At 41.8% G+C, this 23,514-nt stretch carries 19 protein-coding genes; 13 read left to right on the top strand and 6 right to left on the bottom strand.

Annotated features, from left to right (window positions below; translation table 11 throughout):
- Positions 1-28 precede the first annotated feature (28 nt).
- The 6 genes from Q0993_RS14990 to Q0993_RS15015 all read left to right on the top strand — a co-directional run bounded on the left by Q0993_RS14990 (position 29) and on the right by Q0993_RS15015 (position 9,087).
- Positions 29-982, top strand: a complete 954-nt coding sequence (locus Q0993_RS14990) for a septum formation inhibitor Maf (protein WP_299534458.1) — start codon at positions 29-31, stop codon at positions 980-982.
- Positions 983-989: 7 nt separating this feature from the next.
- Positions 990-1,535, top strand: coding sequence for a mechanosensitive ion channel domain-containing protein (locus tag Q0993_RS14995; protein ID WP_299534460.1), 546 nt, complete (start codon positions 990-992; stop codon positions 1,533-1,535).
- Positions 1,536-1,624: 89 nt separating this feature from the next.
- Entirely contained in the window at positions 1,625-4,156 is a 2,532-nt protein-coding gene (locus Q0993_RS15000; protein ID WP_299534462.1) for a PIG-L family deacetylase, read from the top strand.
- 105 nt (positions 4,157-4,261) lie between these two features.
- Positions 4,262-5,998: a sodium:solute symporter gene (locus tag Q0993_RS15005; protein WP_299534464.1), complete on the top strand. Its 1,737-nt coding sequence runs from the start codon at positions 4,262-4,264 to the stop codon at positions 5,996-5,998.
- Positions 5,999-6,017: 19 nt separating this feature from the next.
- The gene (locus tag Q0993_RS15010; protein WP_299534466.1) at positions 6,018-7,592 is read left to right on the top strand and encodes a sulfatase; all 1,575 of its coding nucleotides are present in this window, start codon (positions 6,018-6,020) and stop codon (positions 7,590-7,592) included.
- A 13-nt stretch (positions 7,593-7,605) separates the two neighbouring features.
- Positions 7,606-9,087, top strand: coding sequence for an arylsulfatase (locus Q0993_RS15015; RefSeq protein ID WP_299534468.1), 1,482 nt, complete (start codon positions 7,606-7,608; stop codon positions 9,085-9,087).
- 71 nt (positions 9,088-9,158) lie between these two features.
- Here Q0993_RS15015 and Q0993_RS15020 read toward each other — a convergent pair whose 3' ends face one another.
- Entirely contained in the window at positions 9,159-10,037 is an 879-nt protein-coding gene (locus tag Q0993_RS15020; protein ID WP_299534470.1) for an AraC family transcriptional regulator, read from the bottom strand.
- Between the two features lie 227 nt (positions 10,038-10,264).
- Here Q0993_RS15020 and Q0993_RS15025 point away from each other — a divergent pair, with 227 nt between their 5' ends.
- The 6 genes from Q0993_RS15025 to Q0993_RS15050 all read left to right on the top strand — a co-directional run bounded on the left by Q0993_RS15025 (position 10,265) and on the right by Q0993_RS15050 (position 16,705).
- A complete protein-coding gene (locus Q0993_RS15025; protein ID WP_299534473.1) occupies positions 10,265-10,660 on the top strand; it encodes a RidA family protein in 396 nt (131 codons plus the stop codon).
- Positions 10,660-11,766: an alanine racemase gene (locus Q0993_RS15030; RefSeq protein WP_299534476.1), complete on the top strand. Its 1,107-nt coding sequence runs from the start codon at positions 10,660-10,662 to the stop codon at positions 11,764-11,766. The genes Q0993_RS15025 and Q0993_RS15030 overlap by 1 nt, the downstream gene beginning before the upstream one ends.
- Position 11,767: 1 nt before the next feature.
- The gene (locus Q0993_RS15035) at positions 11,768-13,087 is read left to right on the top strand and encodes an aspartate aminotransferase family protein (protein ID WP_299534479.1); all 1,320 of its coding nucleotides are present in this window, start codon (positions 11,768-11,770) and stop codon (positions 13,085-13,087) included.
- A gap of 62 nt (positions 13,088-13,149) precedes the next feature.
- The gene (locus tag Q0993_RS15040; protein ID WP_299534481.1) at positions 13,150-14,136 is read left to right on the top strand and encodes a 3-hydroxyacyl-CoA dehydrogenase family protein; all 987 of its coding nucleotides are present in this window, start codon (positions 13,150-13,152) and stop codon (positions 14,134-14,136) included.
- On the top strand, positions 14,133-15,251 hold the full coding sequence (locus Q0993_RS15045) for a membrane dipeptidase (RefSeq protein ID WP_299534483.1): 1,119 nt from the start codon (positions 14,133-14,135) through the stop codon (positions 15,249-15,251). Before Q0993_RS15040 ends, Q0993_RS15045 begins: the two co-directional genes overlap by 4 nt.
- On the top strand, positions 15,248-16,705 hold the full coding sequence (locus Q0993_RS15050) for a neutral/alkaline non-lysosomal ceramidase N-terminal domain-containing protein (protein ID WP_299534486.1): 1,458 nt from the start codon (positions 15,248-15,250) through the stop codon (positions 16,703-16,705). The genes Q0993_RS15045 and Q0993_RS15050 overlap by 4 nt, the downstream gene beginning before the upstream one ends.
- Positions 16,706-16,775: 70 nt before the next feature.
- On the opposite strand, the gene Q0993_RS15055 is transcribed toward Q0993_RS15050, so the two are convergent.
- From Q0993_RS15055 to Q0993_RS15075, 5 genes are all read right to left on the bottom strand, one after another.
- Complete coding sequence (locus Q0993_RS15055; protein ID WP_299534489.1) at positions 16,776-17,693, bottom strand: thiopeptide-type bacteriocin biosynthesis protein; 918 nt, start codon at positions 17,691-17,693, stop codon at positions 16,776-16,778.
- Entirely contained in the window at positions 17,635-19,923 is a 2,289-nt protein-coding gene (locus tag Q0993_RS15060; protein ID WP_299534492.1) for a lantibiotic dehydratase family protein, read from the bottom strand. The genes Q0993_RS15055 and Q0993_RS15060 overlap by 59 nt, the downstream gene beginning before the upstream one ends.
- A 7-nt stretch (positions 19,924-19,930) precedes the next feature.
- Entirely contained in the window at positions 19,931-21,172 is a 1,242-nt protein-coding gene (locus Q0993_RS15065; RefSeq protein ID WP_299534495.1) for a lanthionine synthetase C family protein, read from the bottom strand.
- Between the two features lie 181 nt (positions 21,173-21,353).
- Positions 21,354-21,542, bottom strand: a complete 189-nt coding sequence (locus Q0993_RS15070) for a hypothetical protein (RefSeq protein ID WP_299534498.1) — start codon at positions 21,540-21,542, stop codon at positions 21,354-21,356.
- A gap of 169 nt (positions 21,543-21,711) precedes the next feature.
- Positions 21,712-21,897, bottom strand: a complete 186-nt coding sequence (locus Q0993_RS15075; protein WP_299534501.1) for a hypothetical protein — start codon at positions 21,895-21,897, stop codon at positions 21,712-21,714.
- A gap of 506 nt (positions 21,898-22,403) precedes the next feature.
- Here Q0993_RS15075 and Q0993_RS15080 point away from each other — a divergent pair.
- On the top strand, positions 22,404-23,444 hold the full coding sequence (locus Q0993_RS15080; protein WP_299534504.1) for a LacI family DNA-binding transcriptional regulator: 1,041 nt from the start codon (positions 22,404-22,406) through the stop codon (positions 23,442-23,444).
- The last annotated feature ends 70 nt before the right edge of the window (positions 23,445-23,514 follow it).

Genomic DNA, 23,514 nt, shown 5'->3' on the forward strand with positions numbered 1-23,514 from the left:
TTTCGGTAATTTTGAAAAAACCATCATAATGAAAAAATGGATTACGTTTAACTTGGCCTTAGTGTTATTCGCTATACTAATGACCACCTTAGGGTCATGTAAGGGAAAGGGCATGGCAGAAAACAAGGATATAGCCTTGAACGAAAGTGCAAAAACTATAACCGAAAATCCCAAAAAGAAGCTTTCCCAAGAATTTAGGGATTATTGGTATGCCGGCGAGGCAGAGATAACCTCATATGCCCTGGAACAGCCTAGATATGGGCAAATGCGTGATGGACATGCCGTCCTGGTTTTTGTAACGGAACCTTTTTCGGCAGATAAACAGGTAAAAGCAGATGCCCATAAATCGGACAATATTCCAGTGTTAAAACTAAACAGCACCAAAAAATACCTTACCGGTATTTATCCATATTCCATAATGAGTAGTAGTTTTTATCCCGTTCATGACAACGGGCATTCGTTAAAAGTGACATTTTCAGCACAGGAATGGTGTGGACAGGTTTATGCCCAATTAAACAATAGGGATCAATTTGAAATTATGTCGCACTCTTATTTCGAATCGGAGGCGGACCAAAATTTAACTCTGGACAAGGTTACTTTGGAAAACGAAATATGGAACAAAATTCGAATTGATCCAAAAGGTTTACCGGTAGGGGATGTTAAGATCATACCCGCCCTGGAATACATCAGACTATCCCACAAAGAATTGAAATCCTATGATGCCAACGCCCGTTTGACCGATGACGGTGAAGAAAGTACTTATATTATTACATATCCCGAATTGGCACGAACACTTAAAATCAAATTTTCATCAAGTTTTCCGTATACTATTGAAGGTTGGACGGAAACTTTTATCAGTGGATACGGCCCAAATGCAAAAACAATGACCTCAAGGGCCAAGAAAATCAAGTCTATAACATCGCCATACTGGCAAAGAAATGGAAATGAGCACGTATCCTTGCGGGATAGTCTAGGACTGTAATCTATTTATGGAAAATATTTTTTTAGACTACAAGACGGAATTAATAGGCACCTTGGCTACTTTGGTTATCCTACTGGTGTTAAGGTTTGTTTTTGAGAAAACCATACGGAAGGTAGGTAAAATAAGCGACCTTAATAGAGCCCGTACCTTGCTCATAGTCAAATATGTATCTATAGCTATCGCAATAATTGGTGTAGTAGCACTGACTTTGATATGGGGAGTGAACATAAAAGACTTAGGGCTTATATTTTCTTCCGTTTTTGCCGTAATCGGGGTTGCGCTTTTTGCACAATGGTCCATAATCAGTAATATAACGGCAGGAGTCATCCTGTTTTTTTCCTTTCCCTACAAAATTGGTGACCGAATAAAAATATTGGATAAGGATATTGCCGATGGCGAGGCAAATTACGAGGTATATCTTATAGAGGACATCAAAGCCTATCATATGTACTTGAGAAAGAACAACGGTGAGCTATTGACCTATCCGAATAATCTTCTTCTTCAAAAAGCCGTGGCTCTTATCGATGCCACCAAGAAAATTAAGGCAGAATAGGAGGCGCTCCTTATTGTTAAAGAATTTCTAAATGTAATTCTATCCCATTTTAATCTTTCTATATTTGGTTGCCAACAAAACCCTGTGATATGCGCCATTTTTTGGTATTTCTTGCTTTTCTGCTGCTTAGTCCTTCCAAAGGCCATGTCCAAACCCCAAAAAAATCATCTTCTTCCGAAATTTTTCAGTCTCTCCAAAAGCTAAACTTTTTGGGATCTGTCCTATATGTGGCGGCACACCCCGATGATGAAAACACGAGGCTTATCTCTTATTTTGCCAATGAGAAAAAGGCCAGAACGGGCTATTTATCGCTTACGCGGGGCGACGGAGGGCAAAATATGATAGGCCCGGAACTTAGGGAACTTTTAGGCGTACTTCGTACCCAAGAGCTGCTGGCCGCCCGCCGAATTGATGGCGGGGAACAAATTTTTTCCCGGGCCAATGATTTTGGATATTCCAAGCACCCTCGGGAGACCTTAAAAATATGGGATAAAGAGGAGGTTTTGGCCGATGTAGTATGGGCCATTCGCAATTTTAAGCCGGATATCATCATCAACCGTTTTGATCATAGAACCCCGGGAACTACCCATGGCCACCACACCTCGGCTTCCCAGTTGAGTGTGGAAGCATTTGATTTAGTGGGAAATGCTACTAAATTTCCGGAACAGCTGAATCTCACGGAAACCTGGCAACCTAAAAGATTGTTCTTTAATACGTTTTGGTGGTTCTATGGAAGTAGGGAGAAGTTTGAAAAGGCGGATAAATCCAAAATGCTGACGGCGGACATCGGCACCTTTTATCCTTTATTGGGCGCTTCCAATAATGAAATAGCCGCCCGGTCTAGAAGTCAACATAGATCTCAAGGATTTGGTACTTTGTCCGTACGGGGATCGGAAAAAGAATATCTTGAGCTAATAAAGGGGACATTACCCAAGGATAAGACCAATATTTTTGACGGGGTGGATACGAGCTGGTCTCGTTTGGAAGGTGGAGCAGCCATCGGCGCTATCCTGAACCAGGTGGAAAAAAACTTCAATTTTAGGAATCCTTCGGAACACATCGATGAAATTTTACAGGCTTATAAGTTGATTCAAGGGCTAAAGGATACACATTGGCGGAAAATTAAGTCCAAGGAAATCAAAAACCTCATCTTGGCCATTACCGGGCTCTATCTTGAGGCTTCGGCCGCTGAATCCTATACAAATCCGGGCAAATCGGTTAAAATTAATGTAGAGGCCGTAAACCGAAGTAATGTGGATGTAATACTTAAATCACTGTCACTTTCCGGTAAAATGGCGAGTGAAAAAGATATCGCCTTAAAGGAAAATCAAAAGTTAAATTTAGCCATCGACCTTAATGTTCCCCAAAATGCCACATATACCAGCCCCTATTGGTTGAATGAAAAAGGAAGTTTGGGCATGTATTCCGTGAAAAACCAACAATGGATCGGAAAGCCGGAAACCCCAAAACCCTTTGAAGCTAGTTTTCTACTCGACTTCAGTGGGACTTCCATAAGCTTCCAAAAGCCCGTGGTACATCGCTACGCGGAAAGGGATAAGGGAGAACTTTATCGGCCTTTTGAAATTTTACCCGAGGCTACGGCGCGTTTTGATGACAAAGTCTTGATTTTTGCTAATGCCGAACCAAAGAAAATTCCAATAACCGTAAAAGCTCATTCCGACGATGTTGAAGGAGAGGTGCAGCTTCTGTTTTCTAAAGGATGGACGGTTGAACAAGAAATCAAATCCTTTAAAATTGCAAAAAAAGGAGACGAGCAGACATTGGTCTTTTCATTGATCCCACCTTCCTATGAGGATGAGAGCTATATTACGCCTTTGGTCAAAATCAATGGGAATGAAATCTCCAAGGAATTGGTTACCATTTCCTATGATCATATTCCTACCCAATCCGTACTACTGCCATCCGAGGCCAAGGTAGTTCGATTAAACATTCAAAAAATCGGGGAAAACATTGGGTATATTATGGGTGCCGGGGACAAGGTTCCCGAGAGTTTGGAACAAATCGGTTACACTGTGCATCTTATAGACCCAAAGGATATTACCTCGGAGAGCCTAAGGAAATTTGATGCCTTAGTGGTAGGCATCCGGGCTTATAATGTTGTGGACGAATTGAAGTTTAAACAACGATACCTTTTGGAATATGCTAAAAATGGGGGGAACCTTATTGTGCAGTACAATACTTCGGGAAGATGGGATTCACAATTTCCAAACATTGCCCCCTACCCTATAACACTATCACGGGACAGGGTCACCGACGAGAATTCAAATGTAGAGATTTTGGCCAAGAACCACCCCTTAGTAAACTTTCCCAACCCTATAACCAATGAGGATTTTAACGGATGGGTACAGGAACGCGGCCTTTACTTTCCTAAAAAATGGTCTAAGGAGTTTACCCCTATCCTATCCATGAACGATCAGGGCGAACCAAAGGCCAACGGTAGTCTAATTGTGGCCCCACATGGCAAAGGTTACTATATTTATACCGGTTTAAGCTTTTTCAGGGAGTTGCCGGCCGGGGTCTCCGGAGCTTATAAATTGTTCTCGAACATGCTTTCTTTAGGAAGGGAAAAGATTGATACGGATACCCAGGTAAAAGGATAAACGATGCTGGAAAAATTAGTTTGGAAAAAAGAATACTCCTTGGTCTTGGTCCTTAATCTGCTATATGTTCTTTTCTTTTACTACATAATGACAGCCTATATCTAAATGGGAACCTTAGATTGGATTATACTATCTGGAACTTTACTGTTCATTGTTGCTTATGGGGTTTGGAAAACTAGAGGTAGTGCCAGCGTAAACGACTATGTTCGCGGTGGCAATGAGGCCAAATGGTGGACCATTGGCCTTTCCGTAATGGCCACCCAGGCCAGTGCCATAACTTTTCTATCCACTCCCGGGCAAGCTTTTCATGACGGAATGGGGTTTGTTCAATTTTACTTTGGCCTGCCCATAGCTATGGTCATTATCTGTCTGGTCTTTGTACCACTCTATCATAAGTTAAAGGTCTACACGGCTTATGAGTTTTTGGAAAATCGTTTTGACCTAAAGACCCGAACACTGGCCGCGGTACTTTTTTTGATACAACGAGGTTTGGCAGCTGGTATCACCATCTTTGCTCCATCCATAATTTTATCGGCCGTTCTGGGTTGGGACCTACGTACCCTTAACATCATCATTGGCATATTAGTCATTATTTATACCGTTTCCGGAGGCACGAAAGCCGTAAGCGTTACCCAGAAACAACAAATGTTCGTGATAATGCTGGGCATGTTTATTACTTTTTTCTTTATCCTGGGGTATCTCCCTGCGGACATTTCGTTCAATAAAGCCATGAAAGTGGCGGGTGCCAGCAATAAACTGGAAATCCTGGATTTTAGCCTTAATCCCAGAAGTAGATATACCTTTTGGAGCGGCCTTACCGGTGGGTTGTTTTTGGCACTGGCCTATTTTGGCACGGATCAAAGTCAGGTTCAGCGCTATTTATCAGGTAAATCTTTACGGGAAAGTCAGTTAGGACTTGTTTTCAATGGTATCTTTAAGATTCCAATGCAATTCTTCATTCTTCTTGTAGGTGTAATGGTCTTTGTGTTTTATCAATACAATCCTTCGCCGTTAAACTTTAATCCGTCCGCCACACAAGCGGTAATGGAATCAGAATATGCCGAGGATTATACATTGCTTCAAGAGGGTCAAAAAAAATTGGAGGATGAAAAAAGAATGGCCCAAAACAAATTCTCCATGGCATTGGAACTAAAGGAGTATACCGCAGTTGAGGAAGCCGAGCGCCAAATCATGAACATCAATAAAAAGGACAGTACCAATAGGGCAACGGCAAGAGCTTTGATACAGCAGGCGGATAGTGCCGTAGAAACCAACGATAAGGATTACGTTTTTATTCATTTTATCTTAAATAATCTACCCACAGGTTTGATCGGTCTTCTCTTGGCGGTCATTCTTTCGGCGGCCATGTCCTCCACGGCTTCCGAGCTCAACGCCCTTGGTACTATTACGGCCCTTGATCTTTACAAGCGTAATAAAAATGGGGATTTCACCCAAAAACATTATGTTACCGTTTCAAAATTGTTTACACTTCTCTGGGGAATCATTGCAATCCTCATCGCTAGTATTGCCAACCTTTTCGATAACTTGATCCAGTTGGTAAATATTATCGGGTCTATATTCTACGGTAATGTGCTGGGCATATTTTTACTGGCTTTTTTCTTGAAATTTGTGAAGGGGAATGCGGTCTTCTTTGCGGCTCTACTAACGCAATTGATTATTTTTGTTCTGTATTACAACTTGATACATATTCAGCTCCCCGGCGAAGAAAAATTGGGTTATTTGTGGTTAAATTTCATTGGTTCTGCCCTTGTTATTCTAATCGCCATTATTTTTGAGGCGTTTGATAGGATGTTGAAAAATCCATCCATGAAATTACCCTAACAAATTCAAAAGCTTAAAAATGAGATTGACCGCGCTTTTCATTTTTTTTATACTTGCCCTTGTTTCTTGTTCCGAAAAAAAAATTGAAGTCGACGAACGACCCAATATTTTGTTCTGTATCGCAGACGATGCTTCCTTTCCGCACATGGGGGCCTACGGGACAAATTGGGCAAAAACCCCAGCGTTTGATAGGGTGGCCAAGGAAGGGCTTCTTTTTATGAATGCCTATACGCCCAATGCAAAATGTGCCCCTTCCCGTTCTGCAATTCTTACCGGACGTAATTCATGGCAATTGGAGGAAGCTGCCAATCATTGGAATAATTTTCCCTTAAAATTCAAAAGTTATGTTGAGGTTTTGGGAGAAAGTGGATATACCACCGGATTTACTGGGAAAGGCTGGGGACCAGGCAAGGCCGTATCCTCGGACGGAACGCCCCGGGAGCTTACCGGAAAGGTATATAAGGCTAGAAAAATAGAGCCGCCGACAACCAAAATTTCCGGAAATGATTACAGTGCCAATTTCAATGTTTTTCTGGATAGCGCTTCCACCAATAGTCCTTGGTGCTTTTGGTACGGAGGTTTTGAACCCCATAGGGCATACGAATATGGCACAGGTGTTGGAAAGGGGAAAAAGGAATTGTCAGACATCACAGAGGTACCCGATTTTTGGCCCGATACCGAAACGGTAAGGACAGATATATTGGATTATGCCTACGAACTGGAATATTTCGATTTTCATCTGGAAAAGATAATCGCCACTTTGGAAGCCCATGGTCAATTGGAAAATACCATTATTGTAGTGACTGCAGACAACGGCATGCCCTTTCCACGCATAAAAGGTCAGGAATACGAGCTTTCCAATCATTTGCCGTTGGCCATTATGTGGCCCAAAGGAATCAAGAATCCTGGGAGGGTGGTGAACGAGTATGTTAGCTTCATTGACTTTGCCCCTACCTTTGTGGAAGTCGCGGGATTGGAATGGGAAAAGACACAAATGGCTCCTACACCTGGTAGAAGCCTTGCCGACATTTTTAATGATTCGCAAGATGGGAAGGAAGAGAAAATTAGGGATTTTGTCGTTTTTGGAAAGGAACGTCATGATGTGGGTAGACCGGGGGATCAGGGTTATCCTATCCGTGGAATCGTAAAAGGTAACTATTTGTACGTGAAAAATTTTGAGCCTACGAGGTGGCCTGCCGGAAACCCGGAAACGGGCTACCTCAACACGGACGGTTCGCCTACAAAAACGGTTATTTTGGATTTGCGCCGCAGTGGGGAAAACACGGAATACTGGCAAATGAACTTTGGAAAGCGACCCGAAGAGGAACTCTATCAAATCAAGAAAGACCCTTTCTGTATTGAAAATCTGGTCCACATAGAGGAAATGCAAGCTATAAAGGCCGAACTTTCGGAATTGTTGGTCGCAACCTTGGAGGCACAGCAGGACCCACGGATTTTGGGAAATGGCGAAATTTTCGAAAGTTATCCCTACATCGGCAAGGAGAGCAACTTCTACGAACGATTCATGAACGGAGAGGAAATGGACACGGGTTGGGTTAACGATTCCGATTTTGAAAAGGGAAAACTGGATTAGTACGGAAAAACCTATGGGAAAAAATAGTTTGACCTTGGCTATTATCTGCTCCCTTCTTTTGTTAGGATGTGGAGAACAAAGCAAAAAAGGAGAGGATAAATCCTTTGAAGCTTCAAAACCCAATATCGTTTACATTTTGGCCGATGATTTGGGCTATGGCGATTTAGGTGTATATGGGCAGAAAAAATTCAGTACACCCAATATCGACAAACTGGCAAAACAGGGTTTACTGTTTACACAACATTATTCCGGAAGCACGGTCTGTGCACCTTCCAGATCCGCATTAATGACAGGAATGCATACGGGGCATACCCCCATACGAGGAAATAAAAGCAATACGGAAGAGGGTCAATTTCCGTTAAGGGCGGAAGCCCTGACCATGGCAGAAGTACTAAAAAAAGTCGGATACACTACTGGGGCTTTTGGAAAATGGGGACTTGGTTTTATTGGTAGCGAGGGAGATCCCAATAAACAAGGGTTTGATCAGTTCTATGGTTACAATTGCCAAGGACAGGCGCATCGCTATTATCCTACCCATTTATGGGATAACGAGCAAAAAGTAGTTCTTGATGGTAACGACACTAAACATACAATGCACTACGCCCCAGATCTAATCCATAGGAAAGCCCTTGATTTTATTAGGAGTAATGCCGACGGGCCTTTCTTTTTGTACGTACCCTCCGTGATTCCCCATGCAGAATTAATCGTGCCTAAAGATTCCATTTGGGCTACATTTGAAAACACTTTTGAAGAAAAACCCTGGGGAGAGGACAACAGCTCCGGTTCTAGATGGAAGGGCAATGATTATGGTTCCAAAGACTACCACCCAAAAGGATATGCCTCCCAAGAAAAACCGAGAGCCACATTTGCAGCTATGGTATCCCGTCTAGACCAACAAGTTGGCGAAATAGTGCTGCTCCTGGAACAACTGGGAATTGAAGAAAATACATTGGTCATCTTTACAAGTGATAATGGTCCGCATATGGAAGGCGGTGCCGATCCGAATTTTTTTAATAGTTCAGGAATTGTCCGAGGGCGGAAAAGGGATTTGTACGAGGGCGGTATCCGTGTACCTATGATAGCCAAATGGCCCGGGACCATTGAACCCAATCGTGAGACGGACCATATTTCAGCATTTTGGGATATCCTGCCTACATTGGCAGAGCTGTCTGGGGCGGAAATTCCTAAAAACATCGATGGTATTTCAATAGTGCCCACCTTAAAGAATACAGAAGGACAACAGAAACACAACCATCTTTACTGGGAATTTCACGAACAAAATGGAAAACAGGCCGTCCGCTTCGATGATTGGAAAGGAGTCCGACTAAATGTTTATGATAATCCCAATGCCCTTATAGAATTATACAACCTCTCCAATGATGTAAAAGAATTACAGAATGTGGCCGGGGAACATCCCGAAATTGTTTTGAAAATGGAAACTTTAATGACTACCTCGAGAACGGATAATCCGGATTTTCCCTTTACCAAGGACTAGTTTTAAGGTTAGGCGGTATTGATTGCAGTTCATTAAGCATCGGAAAGTTCCATTCAAAAATCTCCGAAGGGCTAAAATTTGGAAACCAATGGCTTTTCAAGTTTTTTTCGATATACCGTAGGAGTACATCCTTTTATTGCCTTAAAATGCCTATTAAAGTTCGATAGGTTTTCAAAACCGGACTCATAGGCCACCTGTGAAATATTATTGCTAGGTTCGGCCAGTAAGCGGCAGGCATACCCTATCCGCAATTTTAGCAAATAGCTTTTGAACGGCATACGGTACATTTTTTTAAAAGCCAGAAAAAACTGGGTATTGGACATATTGGCAATTTCCAATACATCCCGCAATTTAATATCCTCCCGAAAGTTCTTCAAAATAAACTCTACTACATCCCGCATGGGACCGCTTTCCGACATATGGTCCGTTTCCCTAAAAACGGGACTACAGATAAATTCATATTCCTCCGTTGTGGCCAGTATCTCAAATATGCCGAACAAGGAATAAAAACGTTGCGTGGGATTCATGTGTTGCATTCTTAGGATAATTTGGGTAAGGCTTTCCTTGGTCTTTCCAAAGAACCTGCATCCCCTTGAAGCATGTGAAAAGAATGCCTTAAGTCCCCTATTTTCTGGTAGATCAAAGAATTGTTCGCCAATGAACTCCTCCAAAAACTGAATAACGTACCCTTTTCCGGTGAATGTCCCGTCTGCTTTGTTGTATGATGTATCACAACGCCAGACATGAGGCAAATATGAACCTAAAAAAACGAGATCCCCTTCCTTGAATTCGCTGATGTTGTCGCCCACAATACGAACCCCACTTCCGCTTTTAATATATACCAGTTCATACTCAGGATGATGGTGGTAGATGCTAAAAGCCTTCTCCTCTATGTGATAAATAAAAGATTGATTGGACTCTTTGAACAATCGGATCTCTGTCGTTTCCATTAGTAACCCCTAATTTTGATTGATACTCTTCTTCAAGTTTTCCCTGCAAAAACCTCTTTTTTAATGGCTAAATATAATTATTTGTATTAGATTATCGGTTTTTGATATTATTAAATTTGAAGGTATACGGATACATTTGAAAGAAAATCTCACAAAAAAGCCATTATAATTGAATTTTATTTGACTTTTTTAGTAAATCTTAAAAAATATCACAAACCACGGATATCATGGACAAGATAAAAATCACGCACCCGCAACGAGATCCCAATTTTGTGACCGGGGCATACTCGGACGGGGTAGTCTTTAACGGAATGCTATTTTTAAGCGGGCAGGCGTCCGTAGATTTTGCGACATCCCAATTTGTATTGGGAAGTATTGAAGAGGAGACTAGGCGAACATTGGATAACATCAAGGCCATTGTGGAAACGGCCGGCGGTACAATGGACGATGCCCTAAAAAGTACCGTGCATTTAAAGGATATCAACGATTTTGATAAATTCAATACGGTTTACGCGACCTATTTTACGGGCATAAAACCAGCCCGGACCACGGTGCAGTCCGTTTTGGGAGAGAACATCAAGATTGAGATCGATATCGTTTTCAAATTGCCGAACGGTCAATAATGATCCGTAGTGAGCCATATCATACTCAGGCCATCCACGCCATAGATTCCCCGGCCCTTCTCGTATTTCCGGATCTAATACACCGCAACATCCAAAACGCATGTGGTTTAGTAAAGGGCAAAAACACCGTACTAAGACCCCACGTGAAAACCGTAAAATGTTTGGAAGTAATAGAGATGGCGCTACAACAAGGTATAGACCGTTTTAAGAGCAGTACTATTTCTGAATCGGAACTTTTGGCCATGGCCGGGGTTCATGATGTGTTACTATGTTATCAACTATCTGAAATAAAGGCCCTACGGTTCGATGCACTTCGAAAAATGTATCCAAGGACTATCTTTTCCTCACTCATCGACAATATAGTATCAGCGAAGCTTTTGTCCTCTTTATTCAAGGATAATCCCATGGATGTTTTCATGGACATTAACCTGGGGATGGACCGTACCGGAATCCCTCCTGAACAGACTCTGGATTTGATAAAGGCATGTTCCGATTTAAAAGGGCTCAACATTATGGGGTTACATGGCTATGATGGGCATGTACATGCACCCGAGTCGGAAACTCGAAAGGCCGAATCAAACCAAATGTTTGGACAAATGAAACGCTTAAGACAAGAAGTTCAATCCTTTCTAAAGCGGGAAATCAAAGTGGTAATGGGCGGTTCCCCTTCATTTGCATATTATGCTCAAAAGGATGGAATAGAATGTAGCCCCGGGACCATTTTCTTTTGGGATGCCGGGTATCAATATAATTATCCGGAGTTGCCTTTTGTCCCGGCAGCGGCTCTATTGACGAGAATCGTATCCGTAATCAATAAAAATATATTGTGTTTTGACCTAGGCAGCAAGGCCGTTGCCGCGGATCCTTCTCAGCCTCGGGTAGAAATCCTTGATTTGGAAAATCAAAGCATCGTTGGTCACTATGAGGAACATTTGGTAGTAGAAGTCCCGGATACCTCCAAATATCGGGTGGGCCAACCTTTTTATGCAATTCCTTATCACATCTGCCCTACTGTGAACCTGTACGAAACCCTGGAAGTAATTAGGGAAGGTAAACTTGTAGAAAACTGGACAGTGGCCGCGCGAAATAGAAAAATCACGGTGTAAGATGCTAGAACTGGATATTAAGTTAAAACATGCTAAGTCCGCCGAGTTGCTGCAACGATCCAAAAAAGTTTTAGCTGGTGGTGTTTCGTCCGAATTTCGGAAATATAATCACCCCCATGCCTTATTTTACGACCGCGCAGAAGGGGTTTATCTCTATGATGTTGACGGAAACAGATATCTTGATTTTACCCTGAGCCAAGGTCCGATGATCGTTGGGCATTCTCATCCTTATATAGCGAAGCGGATTCGGGAATATAGCCAAAAAGGACAGCTTTATGCCGGTCAGCACCTTTTGGAAATTGAGTTGGCCGAAAAATTGAATGCACATATCCCATCGGCCGAATTAATGCGTTTTTGCCTCGATGGTTCCACAGCGGTACAAACCGCTTTTCGCGTGGCGCGTGCAAAGACCGGGCGTAACAAATTCATCCGTTTTGAGGGGCACTATCATGGATGGTTGGACAATGTTTCATGGGGTCTCACCTTGGATGAAGAAAAAATGGGTGCTAAGACCACTCCTATTCCATTGCCTTGGACTTCAGGCATGGCACAAGGTGTTGTTAATGAGTTTATAGTCTTGCCCTGGAACGATTTGGAATTGGTGAAAAAGACCTTCGAAATGCATCATGATACAATTGCGGCCATAATAACGGAGCCTATCATGTGCAATAGTGGCTGTATACTTCCGGAAGAAGGCTTTTTGGAAGGTCTTCGTGAATTATGTGACGACTATGGTGCGGCCTTGATTTTTGATGAGGTTATCACGGGTTTTCGTACAGGGTTGGGGGGTGCCCAAAAATTCTTGAACGTAACTCCTGATCTGTCCATTTTTGCCAAGGCCATGGCCAGTGGCTATCCTATTTCAGCAGTAGTCGGTAAAAAGGAATGGATGCATTTGATTGCCGAAGGCAAGGTTATCCATGCAGGTACAATGAACTCCGCCTGCCCATTAGTTGCTGCCGCATTGGCCACTATTGAAATCTTGGAAGAGGAAGGCACCTATGAACGGATTTATGATCTTGGCCTACAATTGATAGAGGGACTTAGGAATGCGGCTCATAAAACCGGACAGAATCTATTGGTCCAAGGGTTGGGACCAATGTTCCATACCGGTTTTACCGATAAAGACAAGGTCAGGGAATTTAGGGATCTTGGAGCGTATGAACAGCCTAAGTCCAAAAAGTTCGTGTATGGTCTCCAACAAAAGGGTGTGCGAGTCATCGGCAGAGGACTGTGGTACATATCGGCCGTACATCAAAAGAAACATATTGAGCATGCCATAAAAATGGCAGAAGAAGTATTATTGGATCTTAAAAAATAATCGGGCAAAAATCTTCCCATACATTGTCGGAAGAATGCAGGCCTTGTCTTAATCCAAAGAATATGGAGTTAAATGGGAATGCCAAGGTAGGTATTGTAGGCCTGGGTCTCATGGGAACCAGCATAGCTACGGCCCTCTTAATAAACGGTCAAGAGGTGATGGCGGTATCGCCTGTACTCTCCGAAACCGACCAAACGGCCCCAGATCGCATACGGCATGCCCTGGAGGAATGTTATGCGGAAGGACTTAGTACGGCCAGGGCCGATGATTTGTTTCAAAATATTACGTTCACCTCGAAGTATACAGATTTAAAATCCTGTTGGCTGGTCATGGAATGCGTCTTGGAAGATCTAAAGGTAAAGCAGGATGTTTACAGGAAAATAGAATCCAGTGTCCCGGATGAGGTAATTATTGCTACCAATACATCGGCCATACCCATAAGTATGTTACAAAACTATCTCAATGTCCCGGAACGTTTTTTTGGGATACATTGGGCCGAGCCTGCCTATACCTCAAAATTTTTGGAAATTATTTGCGGAGAAAAGAGCCTATTGGAAATAGGCGAACAATTGTATGCCATTACAAAAAAATGGGGGAAGGAACCTACATTGGTACGTAAGGACATCCGCGGATTTATTACCAATCGGATAATGTACGCCATGTACCGCGAAGCGTTCTATTTGGTAGAAAACGGATACGCTACCATAGAGGACGTAGACCGGGCCTGTAAGAATGATGGCGGCCATTGGATGACCTTCTGTGGGCTTTTCCGTTATATGGATCTTACGGGGCTACAGGCCTACCACTCCGTGATGAAAGATCTTTTTCCCGAACTGAGTAATCAAACTACCGTACCCAAGTTGATAGACGATATTGCCAAGGAAGGCGGAAACGGGATTTTTAATGGAAAAGGGTTTTATGAATACTCTTCTGAAGAAGCCAAGGTATGGGAAAGCACTTTTGAAAAATTTAAATTTGACATTAACCGGTTGTCCTCAACATATACGGATAAAACAAAGGATATTTCATCCCTTAAAACAAAGAAATGAGTTCCAAATCCAAATTCCCCTTTATTATAGATGGTCATTTGGATCTAGCCACCAATGCCATGTACATGAACCGGGACCTTACGAAAAGTGTTGGGGTAATCCGGAAAAAGGAGAAAGATCTGGGATGGACGGATTTTCAAGATCGGGGAAAAGGTACCGTAGCTTTGCCTGAGCTTCGGGGAGGTAACATCGGCCTAGTCATTACGACCATAATTTCCCGTTTTTCAGAAGTCGGTGACTCCTTGGATACTATGGCTTTACCTGGATGGCACTCACCGCAACAGGCCTATGCCCATGCACAATGTCAATTGGCCTGGTACCGGGAAATGGAGGAGTTGGGGGAAATGATTCAAATTGGAAGTCTAAAGGATTTGAACGAACATTTGGATCTATGGAGGAATGAAAACCCGGACAAGACAAAAAAGCCAATTGGCTATCTTCTTGCATTGGAAGGTGCGGACTCCATTGTAAATCTGGATTATCTATATCGGTATCACGAACAGGGATTGCGTTCCATAGGCATCTCCCATTTTGGGCCTGGGCGATATGCGGCAGGTACACACTCCAATGGCAGTGGACTCACTTCTCTGGGGAAAGAACTGTTAAAAGAGATGAATACGCTTGACCTGATGCTAGATCTTACGCATCAGACCGATCAAGGGTTTTATGAGGCTTTGGATATTTTTCAGGGTCAGGTTATTGCAAGTCATCAAAATTGCAGAGTATTGGTGCCCGGAGAACGTCAATTTACGGATGACCAAATTAAATGTGTTCTGGAACGGGATGGTGTCATTGGAGGTTCTTTGGACACTTGGATGTTGCACCCTAATTTTAGGATGAACGTAGATAATCCCAAGCAACTCGGCATTGCTATGGAACGCTTGGTAGATCATTTTGATCATATATGCCAAATGGCCGGAGATTGCACGCATATTGGATTTGGAACCGATCTTGATGGCCTATTCGGCCTAGAACAAACACCCTACGACATGGACTCCATAGCGGACCTACACAAATTTGAAGATATTCTTTCAAAAAGAGGATATACCGAAATAGATATTGAGCACATCATGTACAAAAATTGGCTGCGAATCCTAAATACCATTTTAAAATGAAAACAAAAACATATAGCCGGGCATTGGTCTCGAAAGCCACATTGATTCTTTTTATGGGCGCCTTTATACTTTTATCTTGCGAAACTATGACTGATACTAAAAATCCCAAAAACTCCGGTTTACAAATTGGTTATGCGGAAGTTAACTATACACCCCGTGTGGGCCTAAACCTAGTAGGCAATTATCGAGGGGACGATTACGCCTCACGTGGTGTTCACGATTCACTCTATGGCAAGGCCATGGTGGCAAAAGGAGGTAACGGAGAAAAAATCGCTATCCTCTCGGTTGACATTTGTTACATTCACAAGGAGTCCGTAGATATGATGCGTAATCATATAGCCGCAAATTCTGACATTAAGGCCGAAAACATCTTGATCCATGCCACCCATACCCATAGTGGACCGGAATCGGAATTGGAGGCTCCGGAAGCCAAGGAATACCTTCAAAAAGCAGCGAATGCAATTCTAGAGGCCAATAAGAATTTAGCACCTGCCGAACTTCGGTTGGGTCGCTCTACGGAAGAGCGCATTTCCCATAACAGACGATTAAAAGCGATAGATGGCACTACGCATATGGTCTGGGAGAAATTTGAACCCGGTTATATTGAAGAGGTTTTGGGCGATAAAGATCCTGAGGTTATTGCCTTAAGTATTATGCGAGAAGGAAAGGTGGTCAACAGCATTGTTAATTTTGGATGCCACCCCACAACACTTACCGGAAACAATTGGCTTTACTCTGCGGATTATCCGGGTTATCTGACCGAATCCATACAAAAAGTTAAGGGAAAGGACTTTGGCGTACTTTTTTTAAATGCGCCCAGCGGCAATGTTACCCAGGTGGATTATAAGGTAGGTTTTTTGGACACGTATCAGGAATGCCAACGTATCGGATATCTATTGGGCGTAGCTGCTATGGAGGCTATGGGAAATGTCGAAACGGTTTCGGGGAATGGTACTATAAAAGTTTCAAGGGAGCGGGTACCCCTAAAAAAAATGACCATCACCGAGGAGCAATATGAATGGGCAAAAAGAGTAATGAAGCGGGTGGAAAAGGAAGGTATGCCGGAACTGCAACCTGATGGAATTCCCAACGAACTATATGCCAAGTGGTGGTTGGAGATGTACGAAGTACAAAATGAAACGGACGAACTTGAGGTCATGGTCATGCAAATAGGTGATATGGCCATAGTAGGGTTACCAGGCGAAATCTTCAATGAGTTCGGAATACATATCAAAGAGAATTCTCCCTATGAAAACACTATAGTCGTTAGTTTGGCCAATGGGAACTACAAGTATTTCCCGACCAAGATTTCCTTTAGTCAAGGTCCGGAAGGATTTTTGCCTATGATAACCGGCTATGAGACCACCCCAGGTACTACAGCCTATGACATAGGTGCCGGAGAGCGATTGGCGGAATCCGCGGTAAACCAATTAAAAAAAATGTACGGATCCTAATTAATACCCAGCGGAGCATAAAAAATGTCATAATCAACAACCTGGTTATTCCAACTGGACAAATGACAAATCACTTCTTTTGGTATTTATTGCGTGCAATCATCGACTTGTAATAGCGGTATAAAAAATCATAGCAAACCAGTTCGTGCACTCGGTTTTTGGATTTAAACAAGCGATTCATGTGCATATGAAGATAGCTTGCCATCAAATCGTCCAGCCTTAATTCCATGATTCCTTCATCAAAGCATTCCAGTATTTGTAAGGCAAGAGGTTGAACCTCCTTTTCCTTTGTATGAATGACGTTTAAAATTGGGGCATAGTCCGGTTGATCGGTAGCATCAAAGCTCATGAACTCCTCAATTTTTTTTCGTTCTTCACGATACTTGGAGTCGAGCTGTTTCTTCAAAGGCCTAGACATTCCAAATTCGTTCCCAAATCCGGTTTTTAGCCGATCCAAAAGCCGTAGTTTGTCATAGTCCAAATAGCCAAAATCATTGAGATGCGAGTCCATAGCACGAAGTGAGAACAACCAACGGAGCATCTCTCCCTCCTCACCTTCTATCAAGTCCAGAAAGTCGACTATCATTTTACTATCGCAATGGAAAAAGGCTTCCGATAATTCCATGGTAGGCTCTCCATATCGCTCGATTTCTCTTTGATAGGTATCCAGTTGAATTTTCCAGATAAGGTCCTGATCCATAAATTGTTTTAAATACGGATAAAGTCCGTTTATGATCTCTCCTACCCTTTCTGTATTCGAATAATGCAAGCGAACCCTAACATGGTGTCTGGTATCCGCATATCTAATGAAAAACCATTTGTCGATAACTCCTTTTTCTTTTAGCTTTTCGACAACAGGTTTAATGACTTCGGTAAGGACTACATCGGATGTTTTGTGACCTGTATAGATTTTATAATACAACCAACTATCACCCAAAATGTAATTCCGCTGTACCTTTTTTTGCGCTATTGCTGCTGTTGATATCATAACCTAATTTTTCTTCATTAAAAAATGATACGATCACTTGATTGGTATAATACGCTTTTTCATGTTTCACAACCCCATCTTCTGCAAACAAAAATTCCGTGAGCTTAAATTCCGTTCTTTTCTCTACGGTATCCAAGAACATCCTAACCGAAGTCAGATTCTGAAAATTTATCAATAATTCGTTATCCCCATCGGCCAACATGGCGAATTGCGGAATCTTTAGAGATTCCCTAAAAGAGTTTACTTCTTCGGATAATTGCTCGTCATTGTCCTTTATCCTTAAAAGTGTAGTGATACGATGCTTACTGAGATGCCATGTGGCATTCTGCAAAATCAGGTTATGATATTCGACCCTCGGAAGAAACTCGTAGTTTTCGGCAAACGGACTTAGGTTAATTCCTACTCTACTTCTAAATCCCTGGGTTTGCATGTCGGCCAGAAAGTGATAAATGGGAAGTGAATTCCGGGAATAGTTATGGGCATTGGTCAAACGTGGAATTACCTGCTTATCATATTTCTTGGACCTCAACACTATAGTGTTGTTTTTGATGGATATCATCAAATCATCAAGTGTCAACTGAAATGCCTTTGCCTTCAAGGACTTGGCCAAATATGGGATTTCATATTTGCGAAAATCGGGACGCATTAGAATGTTACCTACCCTTGATTCCGGGAGATGCACGATTTCCGCCAAAATTTTATCGGTATTCATGTTAGTTTCCGCTCCGATTATTTCCATGGTGTACTCGTGAAGTTCCTTGTCCCCGTGACAAAAACGACCTAAAAGATTAGCCGCACTGGAGCCTCCACTGCCGCTAAACTTTATTTTTTGTTGGCCATTTTCAATTATAATCTCTAGCATACAGGACATCGTGTCCGGCAAGTCATCCCATTTCGCTTCGTATTCCTGGAAATCTTCATTATTCAGTGTAATGGTATATGCGTTTTGCTTAAAGGCCTCATTGAGTTTCTTTTGAAATATGGAATCCAGGGCAGTCCATTGTACATTAAAAATCGATTGTCTAGAGTCCCCTTCAGGAAGCGCAATGCCATCTACCAATGGATTTATATCACCTGAGCCCTGGTTTTGAACATACCCCAAGCCCACTTCTACATCCAGGGCGGTTGCCAAGGGAACCTCCCTTTCTTCATACCTTTCATAAAAGGCTTCCATGAATTTGGAAAGGAAAGTCTCTTGGGGCGGTATGGAGATTCTGTTCAGGAACATAAATCCCTTCTTTAAATCATCAATTACGTTTTCGCTCAGGGTATTGGTCTTAACACCCAATGCCATATCGGTCTGGAACATAAACCTGGGGTCAAAGTCCGTTCCTAATTCCCCTAGGGTTTCCGTTACGTCAAGATATTCTTCAGGGGTATTGCCCATGGTTGAATCTATGAGGAGCATTTTTTTTTCCGCTTCCTGTAATGTGCGCAATACGTCTTCCGAATTCTCAAGCTTTTCAAGTACGGAACAGATCTGTTCTAAAAACTCAGGTCCGGAAACCGAGGGTTCCAACTCACTGATCAATAATTGACTATCTACCAGTTCTTCTATGAAGGAAGAAGCTTCTTGGACGGAAATCTCATCGTTTACCAAAACATTGACCAAATCAAGAAGCAATGCACCCTTATTAGCTTTGCCCAATACAACATCCAGATACCTTGTATCATCTACGGCTACAATGTTATGGTGCCTTTTGCTATTGACGTATTCATATTCCACATACCGTAACTGATTCCCTGCTTTATAAATACTGGTATTGGGGAAAAAAAGCAGTTGATGCTTTATTTCAGGTCTTTTTATCAAATCCTGCGAAAGCGCTACCAGATAGTTCATGTCCAATCTCGTGTGCCGGCAATTCCTATCCATCTTCTCCAATGCAATGTCCGTTTTAGTAGCAAACCTTCCTACGGAACATCCCGCAAATAAACCGAACGGGGTACACCTTGAGGACATTCTTGTAAGATATTTGAGCATAGAAAATCTGAGTTTTTCTATCTTCTTTTTATCCGTTAGTTCGCCATTTACCCATCTCGCAATTTCCGTGGACAAGGAGGGTGATGCCAAGAATAGAGCCTCCTTGATTATGGGGTCATTAAAGGCCATTCTAAATTCGTCATCAGGGATGTTTTTTTTTGAGGTAAAGGCCAAGTACCGGTCCATGGAAAATAAAGGAGTCCTCAACACATACTTGGAAAAATTTTTATAGGGATTACTTCCGGCCATACTCGGTTTAGCTTATCATTAAACACTCGTCCCAGGTTGTTTCAAAATCGGCCAAATAATCGATGATGACCAATCCCATTCCAGAAATTCCTTCCAATAGGGAAACCTCGGCCACCCATTCGTTTACATCCCTCCACCGCTTGTAACCGGCATAACCATCTTTATGTATTGCTTTGTTTATGCCGTCCTGAATCCAGAATTCCGTGATGTCCCTGAACATTGGAATTTTGGTCTCTTTATAAACTCTGGAAAAAATCTGGGCGATTCCGTATGATCCATGGCATACTATGGCATCCTTAACCAAGCTTTTGTCCGGCGTGGTTCGGTCTGCAGCATGTTTAAGAATGGAAATCGATTCTCTCCGCAGTTTTTCATCCCTCAAAACCTTTGAAGCGTAGTACAATTGCAGTCCAATGCCTAATTCTCCATAACACCATCCCAGTCTACTATTGCCACCGGTCTCCCCATTCAGCAGTACACGGTTGGGAAAAAGGGAGAAAGCGTTGTTTTCTTTTTTAAAACTGATGACATAACCAACCGCTCCTTTAAGCATAGATAGGGTAAGCGGCTTAAACTCATCATATTGGCACAACTTGACTAAAATTCCAATAATACCTGAAATCCCGTGGGATAAGCCGAGATTATAGTTTTTTTCTTGACTACGCGGATGTATGGAAATCCATTTTAAATGAATGCCCTCGTCTTTTTCAGATAATTCATCCAGAAAAGAAATGAATTCCAAAAGATAGGCCCTGTATCTTTTTTTGAGTTTCCCCGATTTTGTGCATTTATATCGATTCAGAAAATAGAGGGCATAACCAATGGCTCCATGTAAAAAATCATAATTTCCCAACTTCATATCGGAAACCATGGCGGTATGCAAATACCCGTCCAATTGCGATAGAAGGTCGTCAGTTTCTATTTCCATAAGCTCAGCATGTTCCAAATGGTCCAAAACCCATCCTGCACCGGCAATTCCATCGCAGAATGTAGGATAGCCGTAACCATCGTCAATACCCTCTATTACCTGGGATAGCAATGCTACACCAAAATTCGCATTGGAGTTGACATCCAAATATTTGGAATAGTAAAACTGGAATAGGGAAACTCCGGATAATCCCACGAGCACCCCGGCATTTTTTTCTTCCTTATAGTGTTTTCGAATAGCGGCGTCAATCTTTATCAAATGTTCTTCCAAAATTTCTTTGTGCGTTGCTCGATTTTTATGTACTCGTGTAGTATCCAACATCTTGCCTTTCAAGTTTAATAGTGTTACTCAGCCAAGTTTATTTTGCCAAGAACCATATTTAATATTTTATAGCACATTATGGATAGGCACATCCATAAGTGAAACGGAGACATAACAGAAAAACCATCAGTAAGGTTTGACGACTGATGGTTAGGTGAAAAAACAACTCTTCATGCACAATTCAACAACAGGAAATTACGATGGAAGTTCCCGAAGTACAGTTGTTATTTGTAGTGTCCGTAGGACAATTTAGTGAACAAGTGTAATCATAAAGCGTAGCTTGTGCTCCGCCGGTAATTGCCTTGGAAGTCAAATTCGAAATCTTCTTCTTACTGAGGGAAAGCTTCCCTGAAAATTTGGCTTTTTTCATGATAAATACTTAAAGATTAATACCTATTAAATGTAAGAATTTATTTATAATAATAAAATTTTTGTTTTGTTAAAGTTGGGAAGATTTTCTAGCAAAAAAATGGGTTTCCATAAAAAAACCATTGGCCATATTGCATAACCAATGGTAAAAAAACTAACAAAAATAGCTTCTAACAACAAGAAATGACAACAGAAGTAGCTGAAGTACAGTTGTTATTGGTTGTGTCCGTCGGACAACCTATGGAACAACTATTCGCATAACTTGATCCACCGCCACCCACTACAGATTGCGCTGCCAAATTGGAAATCTTCTTTTTGCTAAGGGAAAGCTTCCCTGAAAACTTTGCTTTTTTCATGATAATTCCATTAAGGGTTAATACGTCTTAAATGTAAGAAAATAATTACAAATAAAGAATACCCATTTTGTTAAATATTTCTTTTTGACTTTGCCGCAACCATTTTTTCCTAAAGGTTCTTACGAACATTTAAAACCGGTTTCATTGATTTTTTTAGGTGTCTCAAACTACCAATGGGATATCCTGATTTTAATAAAATCATATTATTAATGAAATGATTCCTACTACACATTTTGTCCGCATAACTTTAACTTTAGCACAATTGTTAGCAATCTTGTCTTGCCATTGGGTTGACGCAGTTAATTTTGAGTTAGTTATCCATTAAGATAGATTCCCCTGTTCTTCCCAATGGCTTTTTGTTCAACCGCCTTTGTTGCTATTTTTACCGCGCTTTTAAAACTTCACAATTTTCAAGTTTAATGGATAACTAATCGTATGGTTTCTGAACTCCTTTCAAATATGCATTATATTTATCGTTCGAAATATTGGATTCCATCCATTGTCAGATGAACAAAAAAAAATATACAATCAAGGACATCGCCCAATTTGCCGGGGTTTCCAAAGGCACAGTAGACAGGGTGCTTCATAAACGCGGCAGGGTTTCCAAAGATGCCTATCAAAAGGTAGATCGTGTATTGAAAAAAATCGATTATCGGCCAAATCCCATAGCACGGAACCTCAAAATCAATAAGACCTACAAAATTTGTGTACTGATACCTGATTCCGAAATAGACCCATATTGGCTCCCGGCCATGGAAGGTGTCCGAATTGCCGCAAAGGAATTTGGCCCTTTCGGTGTAATAGTCGAGGAATATCCCTATCACCCAAACAAGACGACTCATTTCTCGGAGCAGTCCAATGTGGCCATTGATTCCAAACCTGATGCCCTTTTGATGGTTCCGATTTTTCACAAGGAATCACTCAAGGTATTTCAGAACTGTAGGCAAAAGGGAATATTTCTGGCATCGTTCAATAATCATATAGATTCATTAAGTATAGAAAATTTTATTGGTCAAGATTTGGTACAAACTGGCAGGGTAGCGGCGAATCTAATAGACAAGGTAACAAGTGAAGGCACTCATATTGCCATAATACACATTGACGAGGAGCTGCATATGCGGCAAAAAGAAATTGGTTTTAGGGATTACTTCAAAGAGAAAAAACGAAATACCAAAAAAATAATTACCTATAACCTTAGAACGGATGATCCAGATCGTTTTAAAACAGCGTTTACCTTATTTTTGGAAAGTCACCCTTGGATTACCGGGTTTTTTGTTACAAATTCCAAGGCTCACTTGCTCATTGAATTTCTTCAAAAGGATGCTCGGAAATTTACGATGGTGGGCTATGACCTTCTGGAACAAAACCTTAAGCATTTACGAAAAGGAAAAATAGATTTTCTCATTCACCAAAAACCCAAAAGGCAGGCTTATCTGGGAGTTGGGTATCTGGCGGAGCACTTTCTATTTGAAAAGGAAATGCCTTCCCAAGAACTGCTGCCCATTGATATTGTGACCGCGGAGAACGTAAAATATTATGTGAATTGAGAACCGCGGAGAGTACTATTTGTTCTTGGCATTTCTGGGAATAACATTTAACAGAAAAACTCCATAATAT

The organism is Ulvibacterium sp. (assembly GCF_028285715.1).
Taxonomy (GTDB): domain Bacteria; phylum Bacteroidota; class Bacteroidia; order Flavobacteriales; family Flavobacteriaceae; genus Ulvibacterium.

Bases quoted from the DNA above. Each gene is read 5' to 3' on its own strand.
- Q0993_RS14990 (WP_299534458.1), top strand. From the start codon at position 29: ATGAAAAAATGGATTACGTTTAACTTGGCCTTAGTGTTATTCGCTATA.
- Q0993_RS14995 (WP_299534460.1), top strand. From the start codon at position 990: ATGGAAAATATTTTTTTAGACTACAAGACGGAATTAATAGGCACCTTG.
- Q0993_RS15000 (WP_299534462.1), top strand. From the start codon at position 1,625: ATGCGCCATTTTTTGGTATTTCTTGCTTTTCTGCTGCTTAGTCCTTCC.
- Q0993_RS15005 (WP_299534464.1), top strand. From the start codon at position 4,262: ATGGGAACCTTAGATTGGATTATACTATCTGGAACTTTACTGTTCATT.
- Q0993_RS15010 (WP_299534466.1), top strand. From the start codon at position 6,018: ATGAGATTGACCGCGCTTTTCATTTTTTTTATACTTGCCCTTGTTTCT.
- Q0993_RS15015 (WP_299534468.1), top strand. From the start codon at position 7,606: ATGGGAAAAAATAGTTTGACCTTGGCTATTATCTGCTCCCTTCTTTTG.
- Q0993_RS15020 (WP_299534470.1), bottom strand. From the start codon at position 10,037: ATGGAAACGACAGAGATCCGATTGTTCAAAGAGTCCAATCAATCTTTT.
- Q0993_RS15025 (WP_299534473.1), top strand. From the start codon at position 10,265: ATGGACAAGATAAAAATCACGCACCCGCAACGAGATCCCAATTTTGTG.
- Q0993_RS15030 (WP_299534476.1), top strand. From the start codon at position 10,660: ATGATCCGTAGTGAGCCATATCATACTCAGGCCATCCACGCCATAGAT.
- Q0993_RS15035 (WP_299534479.1), top strand. From the start codon at position 11,768: ATGCTAGAACTGGATATTAAGTTAAAACATGCTAAGTCCGCCGAGTTG.
- Q0993_RS15040 (WP_299534481.1), top strand. From the start codon at position 13,150: ATGGAGTTAAATGGGAATGCCAAGGTAGGTATTGTAGGCCTGGGTCTC.
- Q0993_RS15045 (WP_299534483.1), top strand. From the start codon at position 14,133: ATGAGTTCCAAATCCAAATTCCCCTTTATTATAGATGGTCATTTGGAT.
- Q0993_RS15050 (WP_299534486.1), top strand. From the start codon at position 15,248: ATGAAAACAAAAACATATAGCCGGGCATTGGTCTCGAAAGCCACATTG.
- Q0993_RS15055 (WP_299534489.1), bottom strand. From the start codon at position 17,693: ATGATATCAACAGCAGCAATAGCGCAAAAAAAGGTACAGCGGAATTAC.
- Q0993_RS15060 (WP_299534492.1), bottom strand. From the start codon at position 19,923: ATGGCCGGAAGTAATCCCTATAAAAATTTTTCCAAGTATGTGTTGAGG.
- Q0993_RS15065 (WP_299534495.1), bottom strand. From the start codon at position 21,172: ATGTTGGATACTACACGAGTACATAAAAATCGAGCAACGCACAAAGAA.
- Q0993_RS15070 (WP_299534498.1), bottom strand. From the start codon at position 21,542: ATGAAAAAAGCCAAATTTTCAGGGAAGCTTTCCCTCAGTAAGAAGAAG.
- Q0993_RS15075 (WP_299534501.1), bottom strand. From the start codon at position 21,897: ATGAAAAAAGCAAAGTTTTCAGGGAAGCTTTCCCTTAGCAAAAAGAAG.
- Q0993_RS15080 (WP_299534504.1), top strand. From the start codon at position 22,404: ATGAACAAAAAAAAATATACAATCAAGGACATCGCCCAATTTGCCGGG.